Source organism: Rhodanobacter sp. L36, assembly GCF_009765755.1.
Taxonomy (GTDB): domain Bacteria; phylum Pseudomonadota; class Gammaproteobacteria; order Xanthomonadales; family Rhodanobacteraceae; genus Rhodanobacter.
The window spans coordinates 958816-977109 of record NZ_LMUV01000011.1; the positions used below are offsets into that span (position 1 = coordinate 958816).

At 61.5% G+C, this 18294-nt stretch carries 17 protein-coding genes; 12 read left to right on the forward strand and 5 right to left on the reverse strand.

What is annotated here, in order from left to right; all coding sequences use genetic code 11:
• The first annotated feature begins 1071 nt into the window (after window positions 1-1071).
• From GSQ73_RS13995 to arsC, 4 genes are read left to right on the forward strand one after another with little or no spacing between them, the layout of a single operon-like run.
• Entirely contained in the window at window positions 1072-2004 is a 933-nt protein-coding gene (locus GSQ73_RS13995; RefSeq protein WP_158885007.1) for a ScpA family protein, read from the forward strand.
• A gap of 33 nt (window positions 2005-2037) precedes the next feature.
• Entirely contained in the window at window positions 2038-2880 is an 843-nt protein-coding gene (gene scpB, locus GSQ73_RS14000; RefSeq protein WP_158885009.1) for an SMC-Scp complex subunit ScpB, read from the forward strand.
• A complete protein-coding gene (locus GSQ73_RS14005) occupies window positions 2877-4469 on the forward strand; it encodes a pseudouridine synthase (protein WP_158885012.1) in 1593 nt (530 codons plus the stop codon). Before scpB ends, GSQ73_RS14005 begins: the two co-directional genes overlap by 4 nt.
• Before the next feature lie 38 nt (window positions 4470-4507).
• On the forward strand, window positions 4508-4849 hold the full coding sequence (gene arsC, locus GSQ73_RS14010; RefSeq protein WP_158885014.1) for an arsenate reductase (glutaredoxin): 342 nt from the start codon (window positions 4508-4510) through the stop codon (window positions 4847-4849).
• A gap of 30 nt (window positions 4850-4879) precedes the next feature.
• On the opposite strand, the gene GSQ73_RS14015 is transcribed toward arsC, so the two are convergent.
• From GSQ73_RS14015 to GSQ73_RS14030, 4 genes are all read right to left on the reverse strand, one after another.
• The gene (locus GSQ73_RS14015) at window positions 4880-5605 is read right to left on the reverse strand and encodes a CsgG/HfaB family protein (protein ID WP_158885016.1); all 726 of its coding nucleotides are present in this window, start codon (window positions 5603-5605) and stop codon (window positions 4880-4882) included.
• A 117-nt stretch (window positions 5606-5722) separates the two neighbouring features.
• Window positions 5723-6523, reverse strand: a complete 801-nt coding sequence (locus tag GSQ73_RS14020; protein ID WP_174236105.1) for an amidohydrolase — start codon at window positions 6521-6523, stop codon at window positions 5723-5725.
• 17 nt (window positions 6524-6540) lie between these two features.
• Window positions 6541-7683, reverse strand: a complete 1143-nt coding sequence (locus GSQ73_RS14025; RefSeq protein ID WP_158885018.1) for a pyridoxal phosphate-dependent aminotransferase — start codon at window positions 7681-7683, stop codon at window positions 6541-6543.
• 61 nt (window positions 7684-7744) lie between these two features.
• Window positions 7745-8719: a LysR substrate-binding domain-containing protein gene (locus GSQ73_RS14030; protein WP_158885020.1), complete on the reverse strand. Its 975-nt coding sequence runs from the start codon at window positions 8717-8719 to the stop codon at window positions 7745-7747.
• Window positions 8720-8832: 113 nt separating this feature from the next.
• On the opposite strand from GSQ73_RS14030, the gene GSQ73_RS14035 reads away from it, so the two are divergent.
• The 7 genes from GSQ73_RS14035 to GSQ73_RS14065 all read left to right on the forward strand — a co-directional run bounded on the left by GSQ73_RS14035 (window position 8833) and on the right by GSQ73_RS14065 (window position 15319).
• Window positions 8833-9423: an NAD(P)H-dependent oxidoreductase gene (locus GSQ73_RS14035; RefSeq protein ID WP_158885022.1), complete on the forward strand. Its 591-nt coding sequence runs from the start codon at window positions 8833-8835 to the stop codon at window positions 9421-9423.
• 124 nt (window positions 9424-9547) lie between these two features.
• On the forward strand, window positions 9548-11869 hold the full coding sequence (locus tag GSQ73_RS14040) for a family 20 glycosylhydrolase (protein WP_158885024.1): 2322 nt from the start codon (window positions 9548-9550) through the stop codon (window positions 11867-11869).
• Window positions 11870-12126: 257 nt separating this feature from the next.
• On the forward strand, window positions 12127-12462 hold the full coding sequence (locus GSQ73_RS14045; RefSeq protein ID WP_158885026.1) for a hypothetical protein: 336 nt from the start codon (window positions 12127-12129) through the stop codon (window positions 12460-12462).
• Window positions 12463-12465: 3 nt separating this feature from the next.
• On the forward strand, window positions 12466-12852 hold the full coding sequence (locus GSQ73_RS14050; protein ID WP_158885028.1) for a GntR family transcriptional regulator: 387 nt from the start codon (window positions 12466-12468) through the stop codon (window positions 12850-12852).
• Window positions 12849-13706 carry an ABC transporter ATP-binding protein gene (locus GSQ73_RS14055; protein ID WP_158885030.1) on the forward strand — a complete coding sequence of 286 codons (858 nt, stop codon included), beginning with the start codon at window positions 12849-12851 and terminating at the stop codon, window positions 13704-13706. The genes GSQ73_RS14050 and GSQ73_RS14055 overlap by 4 nt, the downstream gene beginning before the upstream one ends.
• Window positions 13703-14665 carry an ABC-2 transporter permease gene (locus GSQ73_RS14060; RefSeq protein ID WP_158885032.1) on the forward strand — a complete coding sequence of 321 codons (963 nt, stop codon included), beginning with the start codon at window positions 13703-13705 and terminating at the stop codon, window positions 14663-14665. Before GSQ73_RS14055 ends, GSQ73_RS14060 begins: the two co-directional genes overlap by 4 nt.
• A gap of 87 nt (window positions 14666-14752) precedes the next feature.
• Entirely contained in the window at window positions 14753-15319 is a 567-nt protein-coding gene (locus GSQ73_RS14065) for a DUF2884 family protein (protein ID WP_158885034.1), read from the forward strand.
• 84 nt (window positions 15320-15403) lie between these two features.
• On the opposite strand, the gene GSQ73_RS14070 is transcribed toward GSQ73_RS14065, so the two are convergent.
• Window positions 15404-16786 (reverse strand): class II fumarate hydratase, encoded by a 1383-nt coding sequence (locus GSQ73_RS14070; protein WP_158885036.1) that lies wholly within the window; start codon window positions 16784-16786, stop codon window positions 15404-15406.
• 125 nt (window positions 16787-16911) lie between these two features.
• On the opposite strand from GSQ73_RS14070, the gene purB reads away from it, so the two are divergent.
• Window positions 16912-18279 carry an adenylosuccinate lyase gene (purB, locus tag GSQ73_RS14075; RefSeq protein ID WP_158885038.1) on the forward strand — a complete coding sequence of 456 codons (1368 nt, stop codon included), beginning with the start codon at window positions 16912-16914 and terminating at the stop codon, window positions 18277-18279.
• The last annotated feature ends 15 nt before the right edge of the window (window positions 18280-18294 follow it).

Consider the following 18294-nt stretch of genomic DNA (forward strand, 5'->3'; position numbering starts at 1 on the left):
TTTGTACTTGCAGTTGCCATCGGCAGACTGCATTTCCGATCATCGTGCATCGTATCGTCGCGCCAATTTTTCGCGTCGGTCCGATCCAGCGCCCTCTTCACCCCTGAATGATCCAGACCAGCTCCAGCCAGTCCCGGACACGGCCCCTACCGCGTTCGACACGGCAGGTAATGCAATCGACATGCCAGCCATGCAAAATTTCGCACTCGTGCGACAGGCACACGCGATGACGCGCCTGTTATTTGGACAGCGAGCGCATCGCAAATGCTGTGTGTCGGTATCGGATAACGCGCGCACCGCAGCGCGCATCACTACGCGACGCTTGGGAGTCGCATGACACCCCGGCACGGAAAGCGCGCGCAGCGCACGACGATCACATCGGTCGACAACTGAATGCGCCCCGGTCCAGCCGGCGAAAGCGTTTCTCCCCTTCTCCATCAGCACGCTCCGCCTCATGCCAGCGGCCCCCGTCGCGATCTGTAGCGGACGCATTGGGTCACATACGGCCCATGATCCGGTTGACCGGCCTGTCGATGGATCCATTCCTTCGGCGCCGGCTTTTTCATTGTGCCCGCGCCGACGCCGGAGATAAACCTGTCAGTGACAGGATCAGCTCGGGAATCAAGCCAAATGGCGATCGCTGGACTTGTATCCGGCCAGCCATTACTCTTCGCCAACGCGTGGCTCCCCGGACAGCCTTTTGCCGATACCTTCGGCGAAACCAGTGGATTCCACCGATAGCTCTCGAACCGAACGATTGAACCGTCAGTGGCGTCGCTATTCGCCACCTTGACGACCCGCGTCCTTTGCCGTGGCTAACAACCCGGATCTCGGCACGAATGGGTCGTTTGCGATCCGCCTGATCGAACCACCAGCGAGTGGCTTCGTCATGCCTTCGTGACGCAGGCGCGGAATGCGCCCGGTTGAAGATGATGTTGAACACTGCAATACCCGGGGGCGCCGCCGTTAGGCCGTGTTCCGAGCACGGAGCTTCCCGCGCGCTGCTGGAATGAATCCGATCACCACAGAACGCACTGCCAGCCGCTGAAGGCGGCCCAACGACATGCATCGATGACCACTGAGCCAGTCGAGCCACAGAGCCTGGTCCCCGCACCGGAAGATGCTTTTGCGTCGGTACCGCAGCAGCAGGAAATGCCTCTGGCCATCGTGCGCGGCCAACCGCTGCTGCAGATGCCGCAGGACCTGTACATTCCGCCGGATGCACTGGAAGTCATTCTCGAAGCATTCGAGGGGCCACTTGATCTGCTGCTGTATCTGATCCGCCGGCAGAACCTGGACATCCTGGATATCCCGGTCGCCGAGATCACCCGGCAATACATGACCTACATCGAGCTGATGCGCGATGTGATGCGGCTGGAGCTGGCCGCCGAATACCTGCTGATGGCCGCGATCCTGGCCGAGATCAAGTCGCGGCTGCTGCTGCCGCGACCGCCAGCCGAAGAAGGGCTGGAGGACGATCCGCGAGCCGAGCTGGTGCGACGCCTGCAGGAGTACGAGCGCTTCAAGCGTGCGGCCGAGGACATCGAGGAAATGCCGCGGCTGGAACGCGACACGGTGGTGGCGCACGCCGAAGTGGGCGAACGCAACGTGATCAAGTTGCCGCCACCACTTGAATTGAACGAAATGCTTTTGGCGCTGAAAGATGTGATGCATCGCGCCGAGTTGTTTGGGCACCACGCGATCCGGCGCGAGGCGCTCAGCGTTCGCCAGCGCATGGGCGATCTGCTGAGCCGGCTGGGCGACGACAGTTTTCATCGCTTCGAGAGCCTGTTCGACGTCAGCGAAGGACGCCTCGGCATCGTGGTCACTTTCCTGGCCATGCTCGAACTTGCGAAGGAAATGCTGATCGAGATCATCCAGGAAGCACCGCTGGAAGCGATCTATGTAAAGGCCAAGGTAGGCCACGCGGAAGAACAAACCGGGCCGGATTCCGACGACGACCGCAGCGACGAACCGGCACACATCGAATCGATTTCGAAATGAACCATTCATTGAATCGGCATACGACCTAGGCCCATGCAGATCGAGCAACTCAAACCCGTGATCGAGGCCGCTTTGTTGGCCTCCAGTCAGCCGATGACGATTCATCAGCTGGGCGATCTGTTCAACGAAGCCGACGATGTGGTTCAGGAGCAGATCGCCAAGGCGCTCGAAGCGCTGGCCGAAGACTGCAACGGCCGCGGCGTCGAGCTGAAGGAAGTCGCATCCGGTTTCCGTTATCAGGTGCGCCAGGAAGTGCATCCGTGGATCTCGCGGATGTGGACCGAAAAGCCCAGCCGCTATTCACGCGCGTTGCTGGAAACGCTGGCGCTGATCGCCTATCGCCAGCCGATCACCCGGCCGGAAATCGAACAGATCCGCGGCGTGGTGGTGTCCTCCAACATCATCAAGACCATGGAGGAGCGCGAATGGATTCGCGTCGTCGGCTATCGCGACGTGCCCGGCAAACCGGCGCTGTTCGGAACCACCCGCGCCTTTCTCGACTACTTCAACCTGAAGTCGCTCGATCAGTTGCCACCGCTCTCCGAAATCCGCGACATGGAAGATCCGCAGATGCGCTTCGAACAGGATCCCCTGCCCGTCCGTGTTGCACGTGATCTGCCGATCGATCCGGACGAGGAAACGCCCAACGAAACGCACGAAGAAACCACGACGGATCAGACAACCGAAGCGCATGCGCATGCCACGCATGCCGACGACACCATGACCGACGCCGATGCACCTGCCGCCGATGGCGAAACAGACACCGACAGCGATCCGGAACACGAAACCCCACACGACACTGCCGACGAGGCAGCGAACCCTGCCGATGCCGAACCCGGTACCGACGAGCAAGACACCGAGGAGTACCGCGCATGACTGCGCCGCAAAAAACCGTTTTATCCCTGAAGCGTGGCACCCAGGCCGACCCGAATGCTCCCGCCATCGAAGAGCGCCTGCACAAGGTGCTCGCGAACGCTGGGCTCGGTTCGCGTCGCATGCTGGAGGTCCGCATCCAGTCCGGTGAAGTCGAACTCAACGGCGCTCCCGCAAGCATCGGCACCAGCGTGCATGCCGGTGATCGCGTCGTGCTGGACGGCAAGCAGTTCGTCGTCGCCACCGACAGTCGCGACGACACCGAAGTGCTGATCTATCACAAGCCCGAAGGCGTGCTGACCACCCGTGACGATCCTGAAGGCCGCCCCACCGTTTTCGAACAGCTGCCGCGACTGAAAGGCGCGCGCTGGGTTGCGGTCGGACGACTCGACATCAACACCACTGGCCTGTTGCTGCTGACGACCGATGGCGAACTCGCCAACGCTTTGATGCATCCCAAGAGCGGTCTCGAGCGTGAATACCTGTGCCGTGTGCATGGTGAAGTGCCGGATGAAATCATCGAACGCCTGAAGGCCGGCGTGGAACTCGACGACGGCCCGGCGCGTTTCGACGAAATCGCCATCATCAGTCGCGGCGGTAGCCATAGCTGGTTCCGCGTGGTGATCCGCGAAGGCCGCAATCGTGAGGTCCGTCGCCTGTGGGATTCACAGGGTTTCCTGGTCAGCCGCCTCAAACGCATTCGCTACGGCAAGATCGAACTTCCGCGCGGCCTGCGTCGCGGCGATTGCGAATCGCTCGACGCCGAAAGCGTCAAGCAGTTGCGCGAACAGACCGGCCTCGGTGCGCCACAACCCGTGCTTACACTGAGCCCGGTGTTGCATCAACGCCGCGCCAATCGCAGCGTGACTGAATATCGTCCCGAGCGTGGCGCCGGCACGGCATGGACCGGCGGTCAGGATGAAGCGCGCGAACTGCGTGCGTTCGATCGCATCCGCGACGAACCGACGCGCGGTCGCAAACCGCCTGCACGACGCGATGGCAAGGAAGTGAACGGCAACGTCGCGCGCCCCGAACGTGGCGCGGGCGGCAACCGCGCCGCCGGCAAGGGACGACGCGTCGCACCGGGCCAGGAATTGCCAGCGGTACGCAGCTGGTTCGCAGGCGAAACACGCGATGGCAGCGGCGCACGTCCCGGTGGCGCGCCGCGCGGCAATACGAGCGCGGCGGCCGGACAACGTCGCCCCGCCGGCAAGCCCTTCGGTGCCCGCACAGGCGGCGGTGAAAATCGAGGCAGCGGCAATCCCTACAGTGGCTTTGGCGGCGGTGGCGAAGCGCGCGGCAATGGCAATCGTCCGAGCGCTGGCCGTCCGCAGAGCCAAGGCAATAGCGCCAGTCGTCCGCAGGGCCAAGGCAATCGCGCCAACGCCAATGGCAACAGCTACGGAAATGGAAACGGCAACGCACGTCCGCAAGGTCAAGGTGCGGGACGGCCACAAGGTCAAGGCGCCGGTCGTCCGCAAGGCCAAGGTGGCAATCGCTCGCAAGGTGGTCCGCGACCGCAAGGCCATGGCGGCGCGCCGTCCGGTGGCCGTCCTCCGGGCCGTGGCGGAAATCGCTCGGGCAATCGCTGATCGCTGACAGGCGAACCACGACGAAGACTGCAGCAACGGTGCGCGTTTACCACAACAGCCGTTGCTCCAAGTCGCGCGCCACGCTGGCCTTGCTGGAGCAGCGCGGCGTGGCGTTCGAGGTGGTGAATTATCTCGACCATCCACCTTCGCAGCCCGAACTCATCGTCCTGCTCGACCAGCTCGGCATGTCGCCGCGCGAATTGCTACGCACAGGCGAATCGGAATACCGAACGCTCGGACTGGATAACCCCGCACTCGATGACGCAACGCTGATGGCCGCGATGGTCACTCATCCGATCTTGATCGAGCGACCGATCGTCGTTGCCAATGGCAAGGCGGCCATCGGCCGTCCTCCGGAATCGGTGCTGGCGATACTCTGAAGCTGCAAATCGTTTTCGCTGAAGAACGACTCACTGCAGATCGAGCACCTTGCGATCGTTGTCGCGACGGCGCTGTTCTTTCTGATTGAAACTGGCCATGCAGCTGTCGCGCTTGACCATCACGCAGTCGAGATAATCCGTCGCCTCGACAATCGCGCCTCGCACGGCCTTGCCGGCGGGCGTGTTTTTCTTCTGGCTGAACGTGCTGCCCAGACCGTTTCGAAAATAACCGCCGACATCGACGCTGCTGTTGGTGGTGTTGCCTTCGACCGTGCGCGAATAGAGAACTTCGCTGGTTTCCGAATCGATCACGCGGAGATCGATCGCGACATACGCCTGACTCTTGTTGCCGCCGAACGACATGCCGTGAAAGCTCAGGCCACCGCCGGTGTTGCTGGTGTCTTCGGTGTATGCGCTCACCGATCCGGTGATGAGATAGCGCGCACCCGTGATATTGCCGGTGCGTGGGCCAGTGCCCTGTCGTACACGTCCGGAGCTGGCCAGATCCTGTTCGCCGATCACCGCGTCGAGCTTCTGTCGCTCGACGATGTTGAAGTCGCCGGTAGAGCTCAGTTCGTTACTCAATACATCGCCGAGCTGACGACCGACATCGCCGTTCCACCAGTAGGCCGAGTTGGTCTGGTTGGTGAATTCCGCAACGGCGATGGTCGGGCGGCCAGACTGCGCTGCGGCGGCACCGGACAGCGCGCACAGACCGATTGCGCAACCGAAATTCAGGATCGGCTTCAGCTTCATGGATTTCCCCGTTGAGCGGCCGCGCCCATCGCGCGCCGGCTATGTGCGGCGAATCTTAGAGCGATGGTTTGGACGTCCGATATCGACCGGCCGATGTATGTCCGACGACCGAGAACATCAATCCGCGTGCAGCGTGAACTCGTCCGAATCCATCCACGCCGGAAAACGTTCCCTGTGTGTGAGCAGCGGCGCAGGATCAAGCACGACCGTGATGACCTGTTCCAGTGCACCGAGTTCGACCAGCGTTTCGCCCACTGGATCGATCACGGCGCTGTCGCCGGCATACGGCAGGTCGTTGCCGTCCACGCCGACGCGATTGACGCCGATCACGTAACTCAGGTTCTCCATCGCGCGGGCGCGCAACAGCGTGCGCCATGGATGGCGTCGCGGTGCTGGCCAGTTGGCGACGAACAACACGAGGTCGTAGTCCATGCCTCCTGTGGCTTCGGCCAACCGTCGGTTGCGCAGCCAGACCGGAAAACGCAGGTCGTAGCAGACCTGCGGCAGGATGCGCCAGCCTTTCAGTTCGACGATCAGCCGCTCGCTTCCGCCGCCATAACGCGTGTGTTCTCCGGCCATGCGGAACAGATGCCGCTTGTCGTACTGTGCGAAGTTGCCGTCGGGTCGCATCCACAACAAACGGTTGTAGACCGTGCCGTTTTCGCGAATCGCCAGGCTGCCGCAAATCACCGAACCGGTTTCGATGGCCAGCGCACGCAGCCACTCCACTCCTTCGCCGTCCATGGTGTCGGCGCTGAGTGCGGTGTCGTTGCTGAAGCCGGACAAAAACGTTTCCGGCAACACGATCAAGTCACTGCCTTTGACCGTGCGAACCAGCGCGCCGTAGTACTCACGATTGGCCGCAGGGTCGTGCCACCGCGTGGCGCCCTGCACCAGCGAGACCGTCAACGGCGACATGACATGCTGTGACGCGTTCACAACTGACATAGCCGTTCCGCCGCTGCGTCCATCGTCGCGTCGCTCTTGGCAAAACACAGTCGCAGCAACCGCGTGTCCGGTGGACTTTCGTAAAACGGCGCCAGCGGAATCGCCGCAACGCCACCTTTTTCCACCATCCATTTGCTGAAGGCGAGATCGCCCTCATCGCGAATGGCCGAGTAGTCGACCAGCTGAAAGTAACCGCCGGGAACATCGAGCAGCTTGAATCGCGACGGCTCAATCAACGCGCGAAAGCGATCGCGCTTGGCCTGATAGAACGCCGGCAATTCCAGATAGTGCTCCGGATGCGACGCCATGAATTCGGCGAACGCGACCTGCGCGGGATGAAACGTGCAGAACGTGAGGTACTGGTGCACCTTGCGGAATTCGGCCGACAACGCCGCGGGCGCCACGGCATATCCCACCTTCCATCCCGTGCAGTGATACGTCTTGCCGAACGAGGACACCACGATGCTGCGCGCTGCCAGCTCCGGATGACGCAAGACGCTTTCATGCTGCGCGCCGTCGTACACGATGTGTTCGTAAACTTCATCGGACAGCACGACGATCGAGGTGTCGCGCACGATCGACGCCAGTTCTTCCAAATCGTTAGCAGACAGCACGGCGCCGGTCGGGTTGTGCGGGCTGTTGATCAGGATCATCCGCGTCTTCGGCGTGATCGCATCACGCACGCGTTGCCAGTCGATCGCGAATGTCGGCACGGTCAGCGGAATGTGCACCGCACGCGCGCCCTGCAGTTCGATCGCCGGTTCATAGCTGTCGTACGCGGGGTCGAACACGATCACTTCCTCACCTGCGCGCACGACTGCCGCGATTGCGGAGAACAATGCCTCGGTAGCACCGGAAGTGACTGTGATCTCGCTGTCCGCGTTCACCTTGCGGCCGTAAAGGCGCTCTGTCTTCAGCGCGATCTGCTCGCGCAACGGTGCGATGCCATGCAGCGGCGCGTATTGATTGCGGCCTTCGTTCATCGCGCGGCTCAGCGCATCGCGCAGCGCTTGCGGCGGTTCGAAATCGGGAAAGCCCTGCCCCAGGTTGACCGCCTTGTGCTCCACGGCGAGCTGGCTCATCACGCTGAAGATGGTGGTTCCGACTTTAGGCAGCTTGGTATCGATCATCGTTCGGCCGTATGGATGTCCATAAAAAACGCAGCGTACCGCATGGCTGACACTTCACGCATCAAGTCGCCGGCAGATCGTCCAGCGGGCGTGTCTTGCACTGCTCGTGCCTTTGCGCGGTGGTGGCGGGCAGACGCTCTGCAAGAAAGTCGACCAGCGCGCGCACGCCCGGCAACATGCCGCGTCGGCTCGGATACACGAAGTGCATCATGCCTTCGGGCGCACTCCAGCCTGGCAACACCACTTCGAGCTCACCACGCGTGATCGCCGACGCGCAGACGAACTCAGGCAGCAGCGTCACGCCCATACCGCGGCGCGCCGATTCCAGCAGCACCGCGAAATCGCCGCTGATCAATCGCGCGTGCATCTCGACGTTGACCTGCGCGCCCTGTGCATCGATGAGATCCCAGATTTGCGCGCCTTCGTGCTCGCGCATCGAAAGAGCCGGCAAGCCCGACAGTTCGTCCGGCGTGGTGGGACGTCCGTGCGCGTTCAACAGGATCGGGCTGGCCACCAACAACGGCCGCGCCTGACCGAAGCTGCGCACCACCAGGTTGGCGTCCGTATCGAGCTTGGTGCGCACGCGGATGGCGAGATCGAAACCTTCGCCGATCACATCGACCCTGCGATCGCTCGAGAGCAGCCGCACCTGCATCTTGGGATACAGGGCGAGAAATTCGGGCATCAAATACGCGAGTACCGTCTGTGCCAGCGACACCGGACAGCTCAGACGCACCACGCCGCGAGGTTCGGCGCGCAATTCGTCTACTGCATCCTGGGCTGCCTGCGCTTCCTCGAGTACCGCGCGGCAGTGCGCGTAGAAACGTTCGCCGACATCGGTGACCACAAACCGACGCGTGGTCCGCTGGAGCAGACGCACGCCGAGACGTTCTTCGAGCTGCGCCACGCGTTTGCTCAATCGCGACTTGGGCACGCCCAGCGCGCGTCCGGCCGCGGAGAAGCCGCCGTGTTCGACGACCGCCGCAAAGAAATACAGGTCGTTGAGATCCTGCAGTGCTCCACCAAGTACCGTCATGGCTGTTTCTCTCGCGAAACGATAAGTCCGTAAACTACCATCTTATCGATTGATTGTTCGGGATGTAGCTTGAACGAGTCGCCGTTTCGACGGCTCTGATCAGGACACGCCACATGAAACTGCTGCATATCGATTCAAGCGCGCTGGGCGGCTATTCGGTGTCGCGCCAGCTCAGTTCGGAAATCGTAGCCGAGCTCACGAGGAACAACCCCGATATCGAAGTGACCTACCGCGACCTTGCCGCCCAGTCACTGCCGCACTGGACGCCTGTGCCCGACGCCGCGCATCCGGATGCCGTGCTCGGCAACGAGGTGCTGGAAGAATTCCTCGCCGCCGATGTCGTCGTGATCGGCGCGCCGATGTACAACTTCGGAATCTCCAGCCAACTCAAATCCTGGATCGACCGCATCCTCATCGCAGGCAAGACATTTCGTTACTCGGCCAGCGGCGCCGAAGGCTTGGCCGGAGGCAAGCAGGTGATCATCGCTTCGAGCCGAGGCGGCAGCTACGGTAGCGCTCCTTATGCGGCGATGGACTTTCAGGAACCCTATCTGCGTACTGTGCTGGGCTTTATCGGTATTGATGCACTTCAGTTCGTACGCGCCGAAGGCCTTGCCCATGGCGACGAGCACAAGGCGCAGGCGATCGCCGCAGCGAAGGCATCGATCGGCGGGCTTTCGATCGAACTGGCGCAAGCTGCCTGATCGTCCTTCGAGGCTGAATGTGTGCAACGGCCCTGCGGGGCCGTTTTTCTTTGCAGCAACCGATCGGTGGAAATCGGCGCAGCAGCACGACACACTGCGGGCTGGTCCATTCGGGGTGTGGCGCATGCGTTCTTTCCTGTGTCGTTCAATGCTGGCCTGCCCGACGCCGGTCGGCGTTACGTTCAACCCGCGTGCGGCTGATCCGCTGTTCAAGAACTTCCATCGAGCGATTCGCGCTGTGCTCGCGCTGGGTTTGATGCTCGGTGCATCGAGCGTGCTTGCTGCATCGGTCGTCACGATCATCCCCAAGCCGCAGCAGATGTCGGTAAGCGATGGCCATTTCGTGCTCGATGCGCGCACGCGCATCCGCGCGCCGCACGACAAGCGCGGTATCGAGATCGCGAACTTTCTGCGCGCGCAAATCCTGCAGCAGAACGGCATCCGGTTGCGCGACAGTGCGACGGGCGATGACCATCGCATCGTGCTGCAGATCGATCCGGCGATCACTGGAGATGAGGCCTACCGTCTGCAGATCACGACTCAGGGCATTCGCATCACCGCTGCGCAGGATCGCGGACTTTTCTGGGGCGTGCAGAGCCTGCGTCAGTTGCTGCCGCTGAAGTCTGCCGCGCAGGTCGAATTGCCGCTGGTGGATATTCACGACCAACCGGCATTCGGCTATCGCGGCACGATGCTCGATGTCAGTCGGCACTTTTATCCGGTCGCCTTCGTGAAGAAACAGCTCGACCTGTTGAGCTACTACAAGATCAACACATTCCACTGGCATCTCACCGACGACCAAGGCTGGCGGATAGAGATAAAAAAATATCCGCGGCTGACCCAGGTCGGCGCGTGGCGTACCGAAGCGGATGGCCGTCGCTACGGCGGTTTTTACACGCAGGCCCAGATTCGCGATGTGGTCGATTACGCGCGTCAGCGCAACATCATGATCATTCCCGAAATCGAAATGCCCGGCCACAGCACCGCTGCGCTGGCGGCATATCCCGAACTTTCCTGCACGCGCCAGCCGTTGAAAGTCTCTACGACGTGGGGCGTGCTGAAAGACATTTATTGCGTCGGCGACGATTCGACGTTCACTTTTCTGCAGAACGTGATCGACGAAGTGATCGTGCTGTTCCCTTCCCCCTACGTGCATATCGGTGGCGACGAGGTGCCGAAGGATCGCTGGAAGGTATGCGCGTCGTGTCAGGCGCTGATGCACGCGCAAGGCTTGAAGGATGAAGAAGGATTGCAGAGCTACTTCATCAAGCGCATGCACCGCTATCTGGAAAGCAGAGGGAAAACCTTGATCGGCTGGGACGAGATTCTCGAAGGCGGCGCCGATAAAACCGCGGTGATCGAGGTCTGGCGTGGCGATGCCGAGGGCAACAAGGCGCTGGCCAACGGCAATCGCATCATCAACGCCAGCCCGTATTACCTCGACACGGCGATGGCGAAGCTCGGTACCGCGACAATGTATCGACTCGACCCCGCCGCCAGTTTTGCAGCGCATCGTGACCAGGTGCTTGGTGCGGAAGCGCCGCTATGGAGCGAATACGCCGACCCGCTCAACGCGGAAACCAGACTCTATCCGCGGCTGCAGGCCTTTGCCGAAAGTCTGTGGACGGCCGGCCAGCGTGACGACGCGAACTACGCGGATTTCCAGCGCCGCTTGCAGGCGCACTATCCGCAACTCGACAAATTGCGCGTGGCCTATGGCGCCGCCGAAAGCAACGTCGTCGATTACACCGTTGCCTTGAATGCGCAGAGAAACGGTTGGCAACTTCGTGCGCGCCACGGCCTCGACGGGATAAGCAATCACTACACGGTCAATGGCGGTGAACCCGATGCCCGATCGCCAGGTTTTCTCGACAGCGTCGATATCCGGCGGCCGGGCATCGTGAAAGTGGCGCCCTATCGCGACGGTCGCGCTTACGATCATCCACAGACTTTCACCCTGATCGGACAACTGGCGCTGGGCAAGCCGATTCGATTGGGCGCACCTCCGAAAGCGCCCTACAACGTAGCCACCGATCAGGCGTTGCTCGATGGCGTGCTCGGCGGAACGGATGCCGAAGGCGGCGCATGGCTCGGCTGGCAAGGCACCGACATGGACGCGACCATCGACCTGGGCCAACCCACATCTATTCACTCCATCGACGCACGCTTTCTGCAGGACAGCGAATCGTGGATTCTCCTGCCGAAACGGGTGTTGTTCTCCGTGTCGGACGACGGCCAGCACTGGACCACCTGGCATGACGGGAAACTGACCGCCGATCCGGAAGACATCCACGCTTCCGTGCGCACCGTGCATTTCGCCAATCCACGATCGGCCAAGGCGCGCTACGTGCGCATCGATGCCGTTCGCTACGGCGCGCTGCCACCGCAGCATCCCGGTGTCGGACATGAGGCCTGGCTGTTTGCCGACGAGATCCTGATTCACTGACGCGGTTGCTCCCACGAGCCCGATTTCGAGCCTGCCGACCTGATTCGGTAGTCCGGCGCGACAGGTCACGCCCATTGAAAATCGATTCGTCGTCATCTGAAACGCGTGCCGTCCGCGCTGGGGCAGCTTGCTGCCTCGATTCCCGCCGTATAGCCCATCAGTCATGCCGCGAATTTCGATATTTTTCTTGACGGTCTGAAACATGGTGTTATAGTTCACTACAACACCGGACAACGAGGTCACTAAGGAGGCCTGTCATGAAAACGCATACCCTGCTCGCCAGCGTCGCCGCCGCACTGATAACCAGCGCCACACTGGCCACGGTCAGCAAGAACTACACCGATCTGAGCCACATGCCTGCCGCCCAGATTCATGGCACCAAGGTCACCAACCTGGCGCCGATCAATGTCTCTCCCTCGGCCGACGAACAGCGTGCCGCAAGCATGTTGACCGACGTCGTGACCACGCCGGTGCCGGTGTTCGCACAGGCCGGAGGTTTGAGTAATCCCGTGCAATTCAGCCTGGTCGGGTCGCAATTGGCCATGCCCTACTATTCGTTTGGCAACAAGTTCGGCCGTATCAGCAAGGAATAAAACATGACCATTACCTGGAACGACAGCGTCCCGATCTACCGCCAACTGCACCAGCGTGTCGTGGCGATGATCTTGGACGGCGCCTTGAACGAGGGCGACCCGCTGCCGTCGGTACGTCAAGTGGCAGCGGATTACCAGATCAACCCGCTGACCGTCTCCAAGGCGTACCAGGAACTGGTCGATGAACAATTGGTGGAAAAACGGAGGGGACTGGGCATGTTCGTCATCGAAGGTGCGCGCGACGCACTGTTGAAATCGGAACGCGAGCGTTTTCTGCGCGAAGAATGGCCGATGTTGTTCCTGCGGCTACAGCGCCTGGGGCTCGATCTCAAGACGCTGATGCGCGAAGCCGACGCCGAACATCCGGCCTCCAAGGGAGATCAGCAATGAGCACGGTGATCACGGCCAGCGGCCTGACCAAGCAGTACAAGACCTCGATGGCGCTGGACCACGCAAGCTTCCAGGTGGAATCGGGCCGTATCGTCGGCCTGATCGGCCCCAACGGGGCCGGCAAGACCACGGCATTGAAAGCCATCCTGGGCCTCACCGATTTCACCGGTGACCTCAACGTGCTGGGTTTCGATCCGCGCAAGCAGCGAGACAAGCTGATGGAACACGTCTGCTTCATCGCCGACGTCGCGGTGCTTCCGCGATGGCTGCGCGTTCGCGAGGCGGTCGATTTCGTCGCCAACGTGCATCCGCGCTTCAATCGCGCCAAGTGCGAGGCGTTTCTGGCGCGCACCAAGCTGCAACCGAATCAGCGCGTCCGCCAGATGTCCAAGGGCATGATCGTGCAACTGCATCTCGCACTGGTCATGGCGATCGACGCGCGCTTGCTGATCCTGGACGAGCCGACCCTCGGCCTGGACATTCTCTATCGCAAGCAGTTCTACCAGAACCTGCTGGAAGACTATTTCGACGAGAACAAGACGATCATCGTCACCACGCATCAGGTCGAAGAAGTCGAACACATCCTTACCGACCTGATGTTCATCCGCGACGGAAAGATCGTGCTCGACGCCGACATGGATGCCATCGGCGAACGCTTCATCGAAGTGATGGTGAACGCCGACAAGGCCGATGCCGCGCGCGCGCTCAAGCCCATCGACGAGCGCCAGGTCTTCGGCAAAAGCATTTTCCTGTTCGACGGCGCCAGTCGCGCGCAGCTGGAGACGTTCGGCGAAATCCGCCGACCTTCGGTCAGCGACCTGTTCGTCGCAACCATGAAAGGAACCTACGCATGAAAACGTTCTATTGGCTGGTCAAGCGCGAGTTCTGGGAACACAAGGGCGGGTTCCTGTGGGCGCCGGTGATTACCGGCGGCATCTTCCTGCTGCTCAACATCATGACCATCATCACCGCCGAGGTCCTTGGTGCGCAGCACGGCATCAACTTCGGTGCGAGCGGAAACCTGCGTCATGTCATCGACAACATGGATGCGGGCGACATGAGTCACGTCGGCATGGCGCTGGATCTGGCCATGTATTCGGCGATGGGATTGATCGTGACGGTGTTGGGCTTCGTGATCTTCTTCTACTGCCTGGGCTCGCTTTACGACGATCGTCGCGACCGCAGCATCCTGTTCTGGAAGTCGTTGCCGATCTCCGACACGGGCACGGTGCTCGCCAAGCTGGCCAGCGCGACCTTGCTCGCTCCGATGATCGCGGTCGTGGTCGGTATTGTGGTCGGCATGCTGCAGCTGATCATTCTCGCGATCGTGTTGTCCTTCCACGGCATCAACGTGTGGCAATTGCTGGTGCTGGCGCATCCATTCCGCGTGATGGCGAATCTTGTCGGTTACATCCCGATCTATCTGTTGTGGGCGCTGCCGTCAGCCGGCTGGTTGATGCTCTGCTCCGCCTGGGCTCGCGGCAAGCCGTTCCTCTGGGCCATCGCTCTGCCGATCGCTTCCGGCCTGCTGGTCACGTGGTTCGATGTCATGGGTTTGTTCCATCTGCCCACTGGCTGGTTCTGGAGCAACATCGTGGGACGCGGCCTCCTGAGCGTCTTCCCCGGCACCAACATCGCACTGTCGGCTAGTCACTTCATGGAGAACCACGGCGGCGAGCCGAGCCTGGACATCATGAATCTGAGTCAGACCTACTCGACCCTGGCACTGCCGCAGATGTGGATCGGGATCATCGTCGGCGTCGCACTGATTGCAGCAGCCATCTGGTTCCGCCGCTGGCGCGACGACAGCTGACTGATTGAACGGATGGGCCGCTGAGGCCCATCCGTCCTTCCATACGTCATCTCCGCCTCAATCCATCTTTGCCTTGAAGGAAATCCCATGTCCCCACGAAAGCTCATCGGTGTACTGATGATCACCGCCCTGCTTGCCGCCTGCGGTCACAACGGCAACGACAGCGACTTCAGTATCGGCGACAGCAATATTCTCGATGGCGGCATCCATGTTCACGACGGCAAGGCGACACTGCATGCGCATGGTGCGCCGGAAGCGGTGATCAGCGCCGCAGGCGAACTGACCATCGGGCAACAGTCGATTGCAGTGAACGACGCGCAGCGCCAGTTGCTGCAGCAGTACTACCAGCACGTTGTCGCGGTTCGCGAACACGGCATCGAAACCGGCAAGGCGGGCGCGGCGATTGCGGGACAAGCGATCAGCAGCGTTGCCAAGGGCGTCGCCAGCGGCAACACGGATCAGATCGACAAGGACATCGAGGCGAAAACCGATGCGGTGACTCAATCCGCGATGAAGATCTGCAGCGACATCGCAGGCATCAAGACCGCGCAGGATGGACTCGCATCGCAACTGCCCGCTTTCAAACCTTATGCCTTGATCGTCGGCGAGCACGAAGTCGCGGATTGCGAAAACGATTCCAAGGAAGATCGTTGACAAAACGGGTGCTGCAGCTGTTTTCGCGATAAACGTTTGATGCATGCGACAACGGACGCCTCGGCGTCCGTTGTTGTTTTCGGATCACTCGCCGTGGATGCCGCCCTTGGTCAGCGTCATCGGATCGAGAAGCTTTTTGAGTTCATCTTTCGAGAGACCGGTCGTTTCCAGCGCCACGTCCATGATCGGGCGCTTTTCCTTGTACGCCTGCTTGGCGGTGGCCGCGCCCTTCTCGTAACCGATCACCGGATTGAGCGCGGTGACGAGGATCGGATTCATTGCCAGCGCCTCGTTGACCCGCGCGGCATTGACCTTGAAACCGGCGATCGCCTTGTCGGCGAGCAGCGTGCTGACGTTGGCGAGAATGCCGATCGACTGCAGCAGGTTGTGCGCGATCAGCGGCAGCATCACGTTGAGCTGGAAATTGCCGGATTGCCCCGCGATGGTGATCGACGCATCGTTGCCGATCACCTGCGCGGCCACCATCGCGGTGGCTTCGGGGATCACCGGGTTCACCTTGCCCGGCATGATCGACGAGCCCGGCTGCAACGCAGGCAGTTCGATTTCGCCAAGCCCTGCCAGCGGCCCTGAATTCATCCAGCGCAGATCGTTGGCGATCTTCATGAGCGCGACGGCCAGCGTCTTGAGCTGGCCGGACAGTTCGACCGCCGCATCCTGCGACGCCATGCCTTCGAAATAATTGTCCGCCGATTCAAACGCCACGCCGGTGAGTTTCTTCAACTGCCGCGCCATCGCCGGGCCGAACTTGGGATCGGCATTGATGCCGGTGCCGACCGCCGTTCCGCCTTGCGGCAAACGACGCATGCGCTTGAGCGCATCCTCGATGCGCTCGATCGATGAACCGATCTGCGCCGCCCAGCCGGAGAGCTCCTGCCCGAACGTCACCGGCATCGCATCCATCAGGTGCGTGCGGCCCGTCTTGGGCGTGCTGCGCAATTCGCGCGCGCGCCTGCCAATGGTCTTCTTCAAATGCTTCAGTGCCGGCAGCAGTTGCTCGCTGACTGTGAGCGTCGCGCTGACGTGGATCGCTGTCGGGATCACGTCGTTCGAGCTCTGCCCGTAATTGACGTGATCGTTCGGATGGATCTTCGCGCCGGCGGCCACTGCGAGATGGGCGATCACCTCGTTCGCATTCATGTTGGTGCTGGTGCCCGAGCCGGTCTGGAAAATGTCGATCGGGAACTGCGCGTCGTGCTCGCCGTCTGCCACTGCCATGGCGGCCCTGCGTATCGCCACCGCCTGATTTTTCTTCAGATATCCAAGCGACAGATTGACGTCCGCCGCGGCCGCCTTGATCAATCCCATCGCGCGAATGAAAGGCCGCGGCAAGTGCAGGCCGGAGATCGGAAAATTGTCGATCGCGCGCTGCGTCTGTGCGCCATACAGCGCGCCATCTGGCACCTGCAGCTCGCCCATGCTGTCGTGCTCGATGCGAAAACCCTTCATGGCCGGACCCTTCAACAATGGAAGGCACAACTATAGGCCGCCTGCCGTCGGCGGCGCGACAACGCGCGCAACTGGGATACGCCGCGGCCATGTAAAATGGCCGTTTCCATTCTCGGAACGCGCCCATGTCCAGTCACGCCCTCACCGCCCTGTCTCCGCTGGACGGACGCTATGCCGGCAAGGTCGAGGCACTGCGCCCGATCTTCAGCGAGTTCGGCCTGATGCATCGGCGCGTGCGGGTGGAAATCGAATGGCTGCTGGCGCTCGCATCCGATCCGAACATTGTCGAACTGCCATCGTTCAACGCCGACCAGATCGACACGCTCGAAGCCATCGCTAAGCATTTCAGCGTCGATGACGGTGCGCGCATCAAGGCCATCGAAGCCACCACCAATCACGACGTCAAGGCAGTGGAATATTTCATCAAGGAACGCATCGGCGCCGATACGACGTTGGCGCAGGCGAAGGAATTCGTGCACTTCGCCTGCACCAGCGAAGACATCAATAACCTTTCTTACGCACTCATGTTGCGTGATGCCCGCGCGCAGGTGTTGCTGCCGATGTTCGACACCATCATCGGGCAACTGCGCGAACTGGCGCACGCAAACGCCGCGCTGCCCCTGCTTTCGCGCACCCACGGCCAAACCGCTTCGCCGAGCACGCTGGGCAAGGAAATCGCCAACGTGGTCGCGCGCCTCGAACGTCAGCGCCGCCAGCTGGCCGCGGTGGAAATCTCCGGCAAGATCAACGGCGCCGTCGGCAACTACAACGCGCACGCCATCACCTATCCGGACATCGACTGGCAGGCGTTTTCGCAGCGCTTCGTGGAAGGCCTCGACCTCGACTACAACGCGTACACCACTCAGATCGAACCGCACGACGGCGTGGCGGAATACTGCGACGTCGTGCGCCGCGCCAACATCATCCTCATCGATCTGGCGCGCGACATCTGGGGCTATATCTCGCTCGGTTATTTCAGGCAGTCGCTGAAAGCCGGCGAAGTCGGCTCGTCCACCATGCCGCACAAGGTCAACCCGATCGACTTCGAAAACGCCGAAGGCAACTTCGGTCTTGCCAACGCATTGCTCGGGCATTTCGCCGAAAAACTGCCGATCAGCCGCTGGCAGCGCGACCTCACCGATTCCACCGTGCTGCGCGCATTGGGTACGGCATTCGGACACACCCTCGTGGCGCTCGAATCGCTCAAGAAAGGCCTCGGCAAACTCACCGTCAACGCCGACCGCATCGCTGCCGATCTCGACGCCAACTGGGAAGTGCTCGCCGAAGCCGTGCAAACCGTGATGCGCCGCTACGGCCTGCCAGAACCCTACGAACAATTGAAAGCCCTCACCCGCGGCCGAGGCATCACGCAGGATTCGATGCGCACCTTCATCACCAGCCTCGACCTGCCCGCCGACGCGAAGCAGCGGTTGCTCGATCTGACACCCGGCAGCTACATCGGCCGAGCGGCAAAGCTCGCAAGCGATATCTGACGACCCGCGAACAGC